Origin of the sequence: Marinobacter mangrovi (assembly GCF_016798325.1) — a bacterium.
Lineage (GTDB): Bacteria > Pseudomonadota > Gammaproteobacteria > Pseudomonadales > Oleiphilaceae > Marinobacter_A > Marinobacter_A mangrovi.
Genome location: NZ_JAERVO010000009.1, coordinates 43,282 through 56,805 on the forward strand (window position 1 = coordinate 43,282; position 13,524 = coordinate 56,805).

Consider the following 13,524-nt stretch of genomic DNA (forward strand, 5'->3'; position numbering starts at 1 on the left):
TGAATGCGACGTGTCGGTGGGGGCCTGAGGATGCCGGATCTACCAGTTCAGGTTGTCTTCCGGTGTCGTCTCTGCCGGGGTTCCCCGGTCTTGCGAAGGCTCGGCCAGATCCTGAAGGCGCACCTGCGTTTCGGCGTGGGATTCCGACAGGTCGATGATAATCTCTACGCGCCGGTTGAGGGCGCGGTTCATCGGGCTGGAGTTGGGGACCCGGGGTCGGGTGTCTGCAAAGCCCTGGACAGTGACCCGGTTGGCCTCGATACCGCCGCCTTTGATCAGCACGTTGGCCACGGCCGCGGCGCGATCGGCCGAGAGGTTCCAGTTGGAGTCGTAGCGCGTGCTGTGGATCGGCACATCGTCGGTATGACCTTCGATGGTCAGTTCGCCCGGTGTGCCTTTCAGAACGTCGGCCATGCGATACAACATGTCTTCAAAGGAGTAGGTGAGCTGGGCCGAGCCGGAGGGAAAGGAACCCTTTTCCTCAATCCGGATGACGATGCGCTCATTTTCCTTTTTCAGATCCAGGCGACCTTCCTGCAGCTCGTCGCGCAGGACTTTCTCAAGTTGCTGGAACTGGTTGTCTACGGCCTGTTCGCGGGCTTCGGCGATTTTTGCCTCAACCTCCGACTGGGTGGTGTTGGTTTCCAGCTCGGGCTGGTCCGTTGTGGTTTGCTGGCGAACTTCATTGAGCACGGTGGGCTCGGGTTTGCCCGCGGAAAAGTGATCGAAGACCGGTGTCGTACCCTTGGGGATTTCCATGGCAGGCACGTCGCGCTGAACGCCAAACGCCTTGGACAGCTCGTCGGCGATCTGTTTGAACTTGTTGGCGTCGATTTCAGAGAACGACAGCAACAGCACAAAAAAGCACATGAGCAGCGACATCAGGTCGGCAAACGTTACGACCCAGGCCGGTACGCCAGGCTGTTCCTCTTCGGGCAACTCGTCCATCGCTCGTCAACTCCTAGGACGCGGTTTCCGCTTCGCCGCTTTGCTCGCGTTTGGCCGGCGGCAGGTAGCTGGACAGCATCTGCTCGATGACCCGCGGATTGCGACCCTCCTGAATAGCGATCACGGCGTCGGTGATCAGCGCTTGCATGCGGGCCTCTTCGGTCATGCGAAGCTCGAGCTTGTCCGCGATCGGACTGGCAACCATGGTGGCCAGAACGGCCCCGTAGAGCGTGGTCAGCAGGGCGACGGCCATGGCGGGGCCGATGGATTTCGGATCCTCCATATTGGAAAGCATCTGCACCAGGCCCACAATGGTACCGATCATGCCCATGGCCGGGCCGACGTCGGCCATGGCCCGGAACACTTTGGCGCCCATCCGGTTGCGGTCGAGAGTCAGCAGGCGTTCTTTCTGCATCAGTTTTTCGATGGTTTCGGCCGGCTGGCTTTCCAGCAGGTACTGAGTGCCCTGGCGCAGAAATGTGGAACTGACCTCTTTTTCCTCAAGCGCCAGGACACCCTGTTTGCGGGCGACATTGGCGATATCGACGACTTCGTTGATGAGGTCTTCGGTGTCCGGCAATTTGAAGGAGAAAGCGCGGCTGGCCGCCTTGAAGGCGCCCAGAAACTGCCCGAAGCTGAATTTGGCCATGACGACGCACAGACTGCCGACGATCACGATCAGTACCGACGGCATGTTGAGAAACACTTCGCTCGACGCGCCGAGGACGATGGCAGAGCCAATAACGAGCATGGCGCCGACGAGGCCAAAGAGGGTCGCGAAATCCACAGCTGTCCCTATGAAGTTGAGTGTCGAGTAACGATCCGGCGTCGCCCTTTATTGTGCTGCACGAGCGATGTCGCCGGTAGGCCCGTCATGACTGCGGCGACGAGCCTCGATTGCTGGCTATGTTACGCGGAGTTGCCGGCGGACTGAACGTTTTCCGCGTGCAAATGTCGGGGAATTTTGTCAGAGACCGTCATCTAACGTAATCGACTGTTGTGGCCAGCGCCAATCTCGTAATTGATCTGAGTGGCCTGTTGCCTCCTTCACGGGAAGGGCGTTTGGTACAATTATGCATCAATTTCCATTTTTACCGTTCAGAGTGACCGTTGTTCCATGAATTCACTTGAGAAACGATCCATTGCTGCCCTGGCTTCCGTGTATGCGATGCGGATGCTGGGGCTGTTCATGGTCTTGCCGGTATTCATGCTGTTGGGCGAAAAGCTCGACGGCGCCACGCCGGCATTGCTGGGCCTGGCCATCGGTGCCTACGGCCTGAGCCAGGCTCTGCTGCAGATTCCCTTCGGGATGCTGTCCGATCGCCTGGGGCGCAAGCGGCTGATCTTTTTCGGCCTGCTCCTGTTTGCGGCCGGCAGCTTCATCGCCGGCTCTTCCGAGAGTGTCTACGGTGTGATTGCCGGGCGCGCGTTGCAAGGCGGCGGGGCGATTGCCAGTGTCCTGATGGCACTGCTCAGCGACCTGACCCGTGAAGAGAACCGCACCAAGGCGATGGCCCTGGTGGGCATGTCCATCGGCATTGCCTTTTCTGCGTCCCTGTTTATCGGGCCGCTGCTGGGTTCGGTGGCGGGGCTGTCGGGAATTTTCTACGTCACCGGCGTGCTGGCGCTGGTGGGCATCGGCCTGGTGTATTGGGTGGTGCCGTCACCGGCATCCCAGTCCCAGCACCTGGACACCCAGCCGGCCCGCGAAAAGCTCAAGCAGGTCCTGACGGACGGTCGTCTATTGCGGCTTGATTTCGGCATTGCGGCCCTGCACCTGGTGCTGACGTCCGCGTTTCTCGTGATTCCCGTCCTGCTGCGGGACCAGGTCGGACTGGCGCCGACCCATCACTGGTGGGTCTACCTGTCTGTCATGGCGGTCGCGTTCTTTGCGATGGTGCCGTTTATCATCATCGGCGAGAAGAAACGCATGATGAAACAGGTGCTCTGCGGCGCTGTGGCCACGCTGACCGTTTCGTGCATGGCACTGGCTGAATTGCCGCACACGTTGTCGGTCATGTGGATCTGCCTGTTCTTCTTCTTCATGGCGTTCAACCTGCTGGAGGCGAGCCTGCCATCACTGATCAGCAAGGAATCACCGGCAGCGGCCAAGGGCACAGCCATGGGGGCGTATTCCACCTCCCAATTCCTGGGCGCCTTTGTCGGTGGGGCGCTGGGCGGCACGTTGTTGCAGCACTTCGGCGTGAACGGTGTGTTCGGGCTGATGGTGTCGGTCCTGGTGATCTGGCTGGGGCTGGCCATCACCATGAAGAGGCCGAGCCATACCTCAAGTTTCGTGGTACAGTTGGTCGACATTGAGGGGCGTGGCGTTTCCGCGGTGGACCATGCGCTGAGAGGCATTGCCGGCGTCGAGGATGTGGTGATCCTGGCCGATGCCGGCGCGGCCTACCTCAAGGTGGATAAAGAGCAGTTCGATGCCGCCGATCTGGGGCAGTTCACCTTCGTCAGGCCCTGACGCAAACACTGAATTCAGACGGCCAGCCATGGAGGGCTGGCCACGACAGAGATTATTGGGAGTCGAGCATGGCAAGAGGCGTAAACAAGGTCATCCTGATCGGTAATCTGGGCAACGATCCGGAAACCCGTTACACCCCCAACGGAAACGCGGTGACCAACCTGAACCTGGCAACCGACGAGAGCTACAAGGACCGCCAGACCGGTCAGATGGTGCCCAAGACCGAATGGCACCGTGTGGTCATGTTCGGCAAGATCGCTGAAGTGGCCGGTCAGTACCTGCGCAAAGGGTCCAAGGTCTATATCGAAGGCAAGCTGCAGACCCGCAAGTGGCAGGGGCAGGATGGCCAGGACCGCTACACCACGGAAGTGGTGGTGGACATCAACGGCCAGATGCAGATGCTGGACAGCCGCGGTGGCGGCGATAACCAGGGCATGGGGGCGCCGTCTCGGCCGCAGCAGCAACCGCAACAACAGCCGCCGCAGAACTATGGCAACCAAGGCGGACAGGCGTCCGGTGGATACAGCCAGCCGCCGCAGAATCAGGGCGGTAGCATGCCGGAACCTGTGGACGACTTCGACGACGATATCCCGTTCTAGGGGACGTCCCGTCAGAACTGAGAAGGCCCGCCATTGGCGGGCCTTCTTGCATTTCGGGGCGCGTTAGTCCTCGTCGTCATCGCCCTGCGAATCCGCCATGCCCAGTTCCTTGATCTTGCGGGTCAGGGTGTTCCGGCCCCAGCCCAGCAGGATCGCGGCATCCCGGCGGCGCCCACCCGTATGTTTGAGTGCGGTTTCGATCATCACCTGTTCGAATTCCGGCACGGCCACATCCAGGATGCCCTGTTTGCCCCGTTTGAGCTCCTGTTCGGCCCAGGCACGTAGACCTTCCTGCCAGGTCTGGCCGGTCGGTGGTGTATCGGCCTGGTCCAGCAATTCCGGCGGCAGGTCGCTGACGTGGATTTCCCGGCCGCTGGCCATCACGGTTAGCCAGCGACAGGTGTTTTCCAGCTGGCGGACGTTGCCGGGCCAGGGCAGGGTGGTCAGGTATTCCTCGGCTTCCGGGCGCAGCAGCTTGGGCTCGACGGACAGCTCCTGGGCCGCCCGTTTCAGGAAGTGGCGCATCAGGCGCGGGATGTCTTCACGCCGTTCCGCCAGTTTGGGCAGGTGCACCCGGATCACGTTCAGGCGGTGGAACAGATCTTCCCGGAAGGTGCCGGCCTGGACCAGCTTTTCCAGATTCTGGTGCGTCGCGGCGATGATGCGAACGTCCACCTTGATGGGGGTGGTGCCACCGACCCGATAGAACTCGCCGTCGGCGAGGACGCGCAACAGGCGGGTCTGGGTATCGGCCGGCATATCACCGATCTCGTCCAGGAACAGGGTGCCGCCGTTGGATTGTTCAAAGCGCCCCTGACGCGCTGCACCGGCACCGGTAAACGCGCCTTTCTCGTGGCCGAACAGTTCCGATTCGATCAGGTCCTTGGGGATGGCCGCCATGTTCAGGGCGATGAACGGGTGGTTGGCCCGCGGGCTGTGGTTGTGCAGTGCCTGAGCGACCAGCTCTTTACCCGTGCCGCTTTCCCCGTTGATCAGAACGGTGATGTTGGAGTGGGACAGGCGGCCAATGGCGCGAAACACTTCCTGCATGGCCGGCGCTTCACCGATGATTTCGGTATGCCGGGTGCCGGCGTCGGCCTGGGGTTCGGTACTGGCTCGACGTTCACGGCTGTGATCGACCGCCCGCTTGACCAGTTCCACCGCGTCATCCACATCGAAGGGCTTGGGCAGGTATTCGAATGCCCCCGTCTGGTAACTGGCGACGGCGCTTTCCAGATCGGAGTGGGCCGTCATGATGATGACGGGGATGTCCGGGTGATCCTGAACGATCTGCGAAAGCAGTGCGATGCCATCGATACCCGGCATGCGGATGTCGCTGATGATGGCATCGGGCTGCTCCCGGTCGAGTCGCATCATGATGCCCTCGCCGCTCTCGAACACACGCGGTTGCATGTTGGCCTGCGTCAGGGCCCGTTCCAGGACCCAGCGAATACTCCGATCATCGTCAATTATCCAGACGTTGGCCGATTGGCTCATGCTTTCAGCTCCAGAGGCAGGAAAATGATGAAATCGGTCCAGCCGGGCGAACTCTCGCATTCCACGAGGCCCTGATGTTGACCGATGATGCTTTGCGTAATCGAAAGACCGAGGCCTGTTCCGTTGGCCCGGCCGCTGATCATGGGGTAGAAGACGTTCTGCAACAGGTCCTGTGGAATGCCCGGCCCGTTATCAATGATGTCGACGCGGCACACCAGCCGGTAACGGCGATGGCCGATGGTGAACTGGCGCAGCGCCCGGGTGCGGAATGTGATGCAGGGCGTTTCGTCATTGGTGTGGTCGGCTGCCGCTTCCATGGCGTTACGGGCCACGTTGAGGAAGGCCTGGATCAGCTGTTCCTTGTCGCCGGGGAACTCCGGCAGGCTGGGGTCGTAGTCGCGCTCCAGTTTGACGCGGCCCTTACTCTCGGCTTCCAGCAGCGTTCTCACCCGTTCCAGCACTTCATGGATGTTGGTTGAGCTGAACTGGGGCGCCTTGTTGGGGCCGAGCATGCGGTCCACAAGCCCGCGCAGTCGATCTGCCTCGTCGATGATAACCCGGGTGTATTCCTTCTGACTCTCGTCGGCCAGTTCCCGGTCGAGCAATTGCGCCGCGCCACGGATACCGCCCAATGGGTTCTTGATCTCGTGGGCCATGCCGCGCACCAGGATTCGGGTGGTTTCCTGCTGGGAGAGCATGTCTTCCTCCCGCGTGATACGCAGCAAGCGGTCGCGCGGCTGCAGTTCCAGCAGGAGCGTTTCGGTATCGGCACCAATTTGGGACACGGAATAGTCCACCGTAAACCGGGAGCCCGACAGCAGGGTGAATTCGGCTTCCCGCTTGGTGAAGGGCTGCCCGGTTCGGGACGCATCATTCAGCGTCTCGAAGGCCTCGGCGGAGCCGATAAACAAGTCGCCCAGGCGCGTGCCGACAATGCGCGAGCCGCTGGCTTCCAGCAGGTACTCGGCAGCGGCATTGATGTACAGAATGGTCAGATCCATATCCAGCACCAATGTGGCGGTGGTCAGGTGATCCAGGATCTGCCGGTAGACGATATCTCTAGACATGATGTCCCTCTTGTTCCGATACCTTGTCTGCAAAAAGCGAACCAGATGCGAACGTGCGGACAGCGAGCTGCGCCTTTTTGGTTAGCCCGTCGCCATTGAAGATAGATTCTGTGCCGTATTTCGGTGCCCCGCCGGTGGTGTTTGAGCGACACGGCCTTGCACCCGGGCCGGGTCCCGGCGCTGAAAACGCCGGCAACAGGGGCTTCAGGCACTTGTTATGCCGGGCAATTCCTGCAACGACGCAGAGGCGGCGGACGATGCCTACCGTGACGGCAGCCGTGAGGCCGTTAGCCGGTTGGCCAGGATGCTGTCAGCGTATCGCCCTGCTTTTGAACGAAGCGTAGGTGCTTTTTGGTGCTTTCGCACTATTTTGGTGCAGTGCTCCGAGCCTCGTGGCTCGGAGGGCGCTAGGGAGGGATTAATTCTGGACCGAGGGCCGGTGGATAGTGAACGTAATGGTCTGGCCTTCCTGGACGATGCTGCCGTCCTTGTCGACGATCCGGACCGACGCATTGTGGGTGCCGCGAAACACGTTGCTGATGGGGAACTGGCCTGAAGCGTTCTGCCCAATCGGCTGGCCATCGAGTGATACTTCAAACAGATCGCCGGGGCGCAGGGCCGGTTGGCTGGAGACGGCAAACGTCATGTCGCCACTGCCGCTGTGGAAGGCGCTGTCGTTTTCCGGGGAATTAAACGCAACGCGGCTGTAGCGGGCCGACGCCTTCTGTTTGCTGCCTTCTTCCTTTTTCTGGCGCTCTTCAAACGCCTTGACCTGTTCGGCCTTGGGCAGGGTCACCGTAGTCACCGGCTTGACGTCCACGGGCTCTCCGCCTGATGAGGCCTCGTCGGTGTAGGTCACGTTGCCGTGCTCATCCACGCTCTTATAGACCTGGGCCTGGGCGCCGGTTGCCGCCAGGGCCAGGAGGCCAAATACAACCACAAGTTTCTTCACGGGGGCTCCCTGTTTTCTCTTTTATTCCCGATTATTGGCAGGTGGGGCGCTGCAATGCAACCGCCTCACGGTGTTCCTTACGGGATTCTAATGTAGCGGGCGGCGGCACGGCTGTTAAGCCGAATTTTGTGTCTTCCTGAAACGAAAAAAGCCCCGCCGGAGCGGGGCTTTGCTGTCAGAGCGGTGGCTCTTAGACAGAGTAGTACAGATCGAACTCGACCGGGTGAGTCGTCATGTTCAGACGCTCGACTTCGGCACGCTTCAGATCGATGTAGCCGGCGATCATGTCTTCAGTGAAGACGCCGCCGCGAGTCAGGAACTCGTGGTCGTTCTCGAGAACGTCCAGTGCTTCCTGGAAGGTTTCGCACACGGTCGGGATGTTCAGTGCTTCTTCCTTCGGCAGATCGTACAGATCCTTGTCCATGGCATCGCCCGGGTGGATCTTGTTCTGAATACCGTCAAGGCCGGCCATCAGCATGGCGGCGAAGGCCAGGTACGGGTTGGCAGACGGATCCGGGAAGCGCACTTCGATACGACGCGCTTTCGGGCTGTTCACGTACGGGATACGAATGGAAGCGGAGCGGTTACGGGCGGAGTAGGCCAGCATAACCGGTGCTTCGAAGCCCGGTACCAGACGCTTGTAGCTGTTGGTGGAGGCGTTGGTGAAAGCGTTGATGGTCTTGGCGTGCTTGATGATACCGCCGATGTAGTACAGGGCGGTTTCGCTCAGGCCGGCATAGCCGTCACCCGCGAAGACGTTCTTGCCGTCCTTGTTCAGGGACATGTGAACGTGCATGCCGGAACCGTTATCGCCAACCACCGGCTTCGGCATGAAGGTCGCGGTCTTGCCGTAAGCGTGGGCCACGTTGTGGACACAGTACTTCAGAATCTGGACTTCGTCCGCCTTGCGGGTCAGTGTGTTGGCGCCAACGCCGATTTCACACTGGCCGGCCGTACCCACTTCGTGGTGGTGAACTTCGATTTCCAGGCCCATGGATTCCATGGCGGCACACATGGCGCCACGCAGGTCGTGCAGGCTGTCGACCGGCGGAACCGGGAAGTAGCCGCCTTTCACGCCCGGACGGTGACCGATGTTGTTGCGCTCGAAATCCTCGCCGGAAACCCAGGCGGCCTCTTCAGAGTAGATTTCGTACATGGAACCCTGCATGTCGGTGTTCCACTTAACAGAATCGAAGACGAAGAATTCCGGCTCCGGGCCGAACAGGGCGCCGTCGGCGATGCCGGTGGACTTCAGGTATTCCTCGGCACGACGGGCAACGGAGCGCGGATCCCGCTCATAGCCCTGCATGGTTGAAGGCTCAACGATGTCGCAGGTGATGTTCAGCGTGGTTTCTTCGGTGAACGGGTCGATCACGCCAGTCGCGTCGTCCGGCATGAGGATCATGTCGGATTCGTTGATGCCTTTCCAGCCGGCGATGGAAGAGCCATCAAACATCTTGCCGTCTGAGAAAAAATCTTCATCCACTTCAGAAGAAGGCAGGGTCACGTGCTGCTCTTTACCGCGACTGTCGGTAAACCGCAGGTCGATCCATTTCACTTCGTGCTCTTTGATCAGGTCAAGCGTCTTGGACATTACGCATACTCCGTCAGTTTATGTCTTTTATGGAGCCGGCTCGGCTGAACGATATTCGTCCAGCGTCCGATTCATTCGACAGGCGCATGGCAGCTTATCAAAACAGCTGCGCGCGTGCCTGCAAATTCGGCTGCAATCAGATAAGCAAAGCGCTTGCCAAGATCAGAGAATCGTTCGATGGTGGTGCAGAGTGGGCATTTAAGGGGCGGGAGGGACGGTGCGCTTGTGTGCAATGTCACACGTGTGGTGCACGATATGCTCTATTAAAGTGCGTTATTTCGAAAAATGACCCAAAACAGTGCGCGCTATTATCCGAGTGTTTTTGCAAAACTACGGTTGTTCACTCTTTAACCGTAGTTGTGCCTTGCTGTTTTCGATATACTGCGCGCGCCCGAAGCCCGTCGTCATCCGTCGCGGGCTTCCATTTCCCAGGGTGAGCCTGCTGTGTCCGGAAACCATAGTCTGGCCCCCGACTAACATTTTTCAGATTTGAGATGGCATGCCGGACTGCGTTGTCCCTTCAATCGTCTCAGGTCAGTTGCATGCCTCAGGATTATCTTGTGATCGAAAAACGCCGAAATATCGCCATTATCGCCCACGTTGACCATGGCAAGACCACGCTGGTTGACAAGCTGCTCGAGCAGTCCGGCACCCTGGACCGCAAAGAAAGCGGTGCCGAGCGTATTATGGACTCCAACGACCAGGAACGTGAGCGTGGTATCACGATTCTGGCCAAGAACACCGCGATCCGCTGGAACGAGTACCAGATCAACATCGTCGATACTCCGGGCCACGCCGATTTCGGGGGTGAGGTCGAGCGCGTCATGTCGATGGTGGACTCCGTGCTGCTGCTGGTCGACGCTGTCGATGGGCCGATGCCCCAGACCCGTTTCGTGACCCAGAAAGCTTTCGATCAAGGCCTCAAGCCGATCGTTGTGGTCAATAAGGTGGACCGCCCGGGTGCGCGTCCGGACTGGGTCATCAACGAAGTATTTGATTTGTTCGATCGCCTCGGTGCCACCGACGAGCAGCTGGATTTCCCGATTGTCTACGCGTCGGCGCTGAACGGCATCGCCGGTCCGGAAGCGGATCAGCTGGCGGACGACATGACCCCGCTGTTCGAAGCAATCGCCGAGCACGTGCCGGCACCGGATGTCGATGTCAGCAGCCCGTTCCAGATGCAGGTCTCGCAGCTGGACTATGACAGCTATGTCGGCGTTATCGGGATCGGTCGAATCACCCGCGGCAAGCTGCGCCCCGGGCAGCAGGTCACCGTCATCGATCGTCACGACAAGAAGCGCAACGCCAAGGTGCTTGAGGTCAAAGGCTTCCACGGTCTGCAGCGGGTGCCGGTCGAAGAGGCGAGTGCCGGCGACATCGTCTGTATCAGCGGCATCAGCGAGCTGTTTATTTCCGATACCCTGTGCGATCCGCAAAATGTGGAGCGTCTGCCGGCGCTGACGGTCGACGAACCGACCGTGAGCATGACCTTCCAGGTCAACGATTCCCCGTTCGCCGGTAAAGAAGGCAAGTTCGTCACCAGCCGCAACATCAAGGAGCGCCTGGATAAAGAGCTGCTGCACAACGTGGCGCTGCGCGTCGAGCCGGGCGAAACCGCTGAGAAGTTCAAGGTCTCCGGCCGGGGCGAATTGCACCTGTCGGTCCTGATCGAGAACATGCGCCGCGAAGGCTACGAGCTGGGCGTGTCCCGTCCGGAAGTCGTTCAGCGCGAAGTGGACGGCGAGCTGCAGGAGCCGTACGAGTTTGTGGTCATCGACGTCGAGGACCAGCACCAGGGCTCCATTATGGAAGTCATGGGCCTGCGTCGTGCCGAGCTCAAGAATATGGTGCCGGACGGTCGTGGCCGTACCCGCCTGGAGTTCATCATGCCGGCACGCGGCCTGATCGGTTTCCGCAACCAGTTCCTGACCCTGACGTCCGGTACCGGGATCATCACCAACGTCTTTGAGCACTACGGACCGGTTAAAGGCGGCGACATCGAGCACCGCAACAACGGCGTGCTGGTGTCGATGGTCGACGGAAAGGTGCTGGGCTACGCCCTAATGACCCTGCAGGAGCGCGGTCGCCTGTTCGTGGATCCGGGCACCGAGGTCTACGAGGGCATGATCATCGGTATCCACAACCGCGACAACGACCTGGTGGTCAACCCGACCAAGGCGAAGCAGCTGACCAACATCCGGGCGTCCGGCTCGGACGAGAACGTGATGCTGACCCCGCCGATCCGGATGTCACTGGAGCAGGCGCTGGAATTCATCGATGACGATGAGCTGGTGGAAGTCACGCCGGAATCGGTCCGCATCCGCAAGAAGCTGCTCAAGGAAAACGAGCGCCGTCGGGCCCACAAGAAGTAAGTCCGCACGAACCACCCTCGCCGGCCATTCGGCGAGGGTGGTAATTCCCTGCCCAATCTCCTACATTCAGAAGTCTGCCCGATCCACCGACTTCCGGATGTCACCATGCTGACGCTCTATCCCGAAATAAAGCCCTACGCCGAGCACCGACTCAAGGTCGACCCGCCTCACGAACTCTATATAGAAGAAAGCGGCAACCCGGATGGTATTCCGGTCGTCGTGGTCCATGGAGGCCCGGGTGGCGGTTGTGAGGACTATTATCGGCGCTTTTTCGATGCCGAGCGGTTCCGGATCATCCTGTTCGATCAGCGCGGCGCTGGGCGCTCGACGCCCCTGGCGGAGTTGAACGGCAACGACACCCAGGCCCTGGTCGAGGATATGGAGCGTATCCGCCAATTCCTCGGCATCAAGCAGTGGGTATTGTTTGGTGGCAGCTGGGGCTCGACCCTGAGTCTGGTCTATGCCGAGACGCATCCGGATCAGGTGCTCGGGCTGGTATTGCGCGGCATCTTCCTCTGTCGGCCGCAGGATATCCGCTGGTTCTATCAGGACGGCGCCGGCCGGATATTCCCGGATTACTGGGAAGACTATCTCGCGGTAGTGCCCAAAGAGGAGCGTGGCGACATGGTTGGCGCTTATTACCGGCGCCTGACCAGCACCAACGAACTGGAGCAGATGCAGGCGGCGAAAGCCTGGTCCGTCTGGGAAGGGCGTTGTGCCACGCTGCACCCCAATCCCCGGGTGGTGGAGCATTTTGGTCACCCCCACGTGGCGATCGCCCTGGCCCGGATCGAGTGCCATTATTTCATGAACAATGCGTTTCTGGAGCCGGACCAGATCGTTCGGGACGCCGGTCGCCTGCAGGGCATTCCGGGCCACATCGTCCACGGACGATACGACATGGTGTGTCCGCTCGACAACGCTCACGCCCTGCGCGAGGTATGGCCTGAAGCGGAGTTCTCGATTATCCGCGATGCGGGCCATTCGGCGTCAGAACCGGCCATCGTCGACGCCCTGATGCGGGCCTGCGAGAAAATCGCCGAGCACTACGCGCACTCACATCAGCGTCCGGTTTAGGGGGCGCATGGGAGGCGTCTGGAGCCGTTCGGAACTCATCTGCATTTGTCTATTTATGTAACCGCTGCTTGCCGTGCTGAATGGGGATAATTAGAATCCCGATCAGTTCGTTGCAGTACTGTCATGTGTTGGTCACATTTCAACCATGACCATGCCTCAGCAGTTCGAACCGGAAAAGGGACAAGGAGTTGATTTGAAAGCCCTCATCCAGCGGGTGACTCACGCCAACGTGGACGTCGACGGCCAGACGGTCGGTCGCATCGACGACGGCATCCTCCTGTTTCTCGGTGTTGAGCATGAAGACACTGACGAAACCGCCCGGCATCTCTGCCAGCGTGTCCTCAACTATCGCATCTTTTCCGACGACGCCGGTCGTATGAATCTCAGCCTCCAGGATCGCGGAGGCAGCCTTCTCGTTGTTCCCCAGTTCACCCTCGCCGCGGATACTCGTAAAGGCCTGCGCCCCAGTTTTTCGTCTGCGGCACAGCCGGAGCAGGGCGATGCACTGTTTCGTGCTTTCGTCTCAAGTGCGAGGGAATTTGTCGGAGAGGCTCGGCTGGCAACGGGAACCTTCGGCGCCGATATGGCGGTGTCGCTGGTCAATGATGGGCCCGTGACATTCTTGCTGGAGGCGTGAGGCCAAGGTGATCCAGGCAATAGGCGGGAAGAGTTGTCACAAAACCGTCATGGTGGCCATGATTCAATGCCGCCCGATGGTGGCCAAAAGTATCACTTGATTGACTGAATAGTTGTGCTACTTTCCGATGCTTCGGTGTCAGGTTCGATTACAGTGCAGTCAATCGACGGTTGCTTCATCTTGGCGCAGCCTGAAACAGAACGACAAGGCGCCGAGTAGCATAACTGCATAAAAAGTTTAATTTTTTTCGAGTTGGCCTGAAAATTGTTGGTTGGATTCGGAAATCGGCGGAGCTAAACGCTTAA

11 protein-coding genes are annotated in these 13,524 nt (G+C 59.8%); 5 read left to right on the forward strand and 6 right to left on the reverse strand.

All coding sequences use genetic code 11. The features are described 5' to 3' along the window. Positions 1 to 39: 39 nt before the first annotated feature. Positions 40 to 948, reverse strand: a complete 909-nt coding sequence (locus JL474_RS20650) for a flagellar motor protein MotB (RefSeq protein ID WP_203143806.1) — start codon at positions 946 to 948, stop codon at positions 40 to 42. A gap of 13 nt (positions 949 to 961) precedes the next feature. Continuing rightward, on the reverse strand, positions 962 to 1,735 hold the full coding sequence (gene pomA, locus JL474_RS20655) for a flagellar motor protein PomA (protein ID WP_123634123.1): 774 nt from the start codon (positions 1,733 to 1,735) through the stop codon (positions 962 to 964). Positions 1,736 to 1,978: 243 nt separating this feature from the next. On the opposite strand from pomA, the gene JL474_RS20660 reads away from it, so the two are divergent. Together JL474_RS20660 and ssb are read left to right on the forward strand one after the other, a co-directional pair. Next, positions 1,979 to 3,424, forward strand: coding sequence for an MFS transporter (locus tag JL474_RS20660; protein WP_203143808.1), 1,446 nt, complete (start codon positions 1,979 to 1,981; stop codon positions 3,422 to 3,424). A 68-nt stretch (positions 3,425 to 3,492) separates the two neighbouring features. Then, positions 3,493 to 4,023 carry a single-stranded DNA-binding protein gene (ssb, locus tag JL474_RS20665; protein ID WP_123634125.1) on the forward strand — a complete coding sequence of 177 codons (531 nt, stop codon included), beginning with the start codon at positions 3,493 to 3,495 and terminating at the stop codon, positions 4,021 to 4,023. Between the two features lie 63 nt (positions 4,024 to 4,086). Here the strand turns inward: ssb and glnG are convergent, their stop codons facing one another. The 4 genes from glnG to glnA form a co-directional block, all read right to left on the reverse strand. Then, positions 4,087 to 5,520 (reverse strand): nitrogen regulation protein NR(I), encoded by a 1,434-nt coding sequence (glnG, locus tag JL474_RS20670; protein ID WP_123634126.1) that lies wholly within the window; start codon positions 5,518 to 5,520, stop codon positions 4,087 to 4,089. Further along, positions 5,517 to 6,587, reverse strand: a complete 1,071-nt coding sequence (glnL, locus tag JL474_RS20675) for a nitrogen regulation protein NR(II) (RefSeq protein WP_203143810.1) — start codon at positions 6,585 to 6,587, stop codon at positions 5,517 to 5,519. Before glnL ends, glnG begins: the two co-directional genes overlap by 4 nt. A gap of 418 nt (positions 6,588 to 7,005) precedes the next feature. Continuing rightward, positions 7,006 to 7,539 carry a DUF4124 domain-containing protein gene (locus JL474_RS20680; RefSeq protein ID WP_203143812.1) on the reverse strand — a complete coding sequence of 178 codons (534 nt, stop codon included), beginning with the start codon at positions 7,537 to 7,539 and terminating at the stop codon, positions 7,006 to 7,008. 190 nt (positions 7,540 to 7,729) lie between these two features. Next, positions 7,730 to 9,133, reverse strand: coding sequence for a glutamate--ammonia ligase (gene glnA, locus JL474_RS20685; RefSeq protein WP_203143814.1), 1,404 nt, complete (start codon positions 9,131 to 9,133; stop codon positions 7,730 to 7,732). A 560-nt stretch (positions 9,134 to 9,693) separates the two neighbouring features. Between glnA and typA the strand changes: the two genes are divergently transcribed. From typA to dtd, 3 genes are all read left to right on the forward strand, one after another. Continuing rightward, the gene (typA, locus tag JL474_RS20690) at positions 9,694 to 11,505 is read left to right on the forward strand and encodes a translational GTPase TypA (RefSeq protein WP_123634225.1); all 1,812 of its coding nucleotides are present in this window, start codon (positions 9,694 to 9,696) and stop codon (positions 11,503 to 11,505) included. A 105-nt stretch (positions 11,506 to 11,610) separates the two neighbouring features. Continuing rightward, the gene (gene pip / locus JL474_RS20695) at positions 11,611 to 12,582 is read left to right on the forward strand and encodes a prolyl aminopeptidase (protein ID WP_203143818.1); all 972 of its coding nucleotides are present in this window, start codon (positions 11,611 to 11,613) and stop codon (positions 12,580 to 12,582) included. Positions 12,583 to 12,775: 193 nt separating this feature from the next. Next, entirely contained in the window at positions 12,776 to 13,219 is a 444-nt protein-coding gene (gene dtd, locus JL474_RS20700) for a D-aminoacyl-tRNA deacylase (RefSeq protein WP_203143986.1), read from the forward strand. Positions 13,220 to 13,524 lie beyond the last annotated feature (305 nt).

Excerpts from the sequence above, each read along its gene's own strand:
- JL474_RS20650 (WP_203143806.1), bottom strand. The coding sequence starts at position 948 with ATGGACGAGTTGCCCGAAGAGGAACAGCCTGGCGTACCGGCCTGGGTC.
- ssb (WP_123634125.1), top strand. The coding sequence starts at position 3,493 with ATGGCAAGAGGCGTAAACAAGGTCATCCTGATCGGTAATCTGGGCAAC.
- glnG (WP_123634126.1), bottom strand. The coding sequence starts at position 5,520 with ATGAGCCAATCGGCCAACGTCTGGATAATTGACGATGATCGGAGTATT.
- glnL (WP_203143810.1), bottom strand. The coding sequence starts at position 6,587 with ATGTCTAGAGATATCGTCTACCGGCAGATCCTGGATCACCTGACCACC.
- glnA (WP_203143814.1), bottom strand. The coding sequence starts at position 9,133 with ATGTCCAAGACGCTTGACCTGATCAAAGAGCACGAAGTGAAATGGATC.
- pip (WP_203143818.1), top strand. The coding sequence starts at position 11,611 with ATGCTGACGCTCTATCCCGAAATAAAGCCCTACGCCGAGCACCGACTC.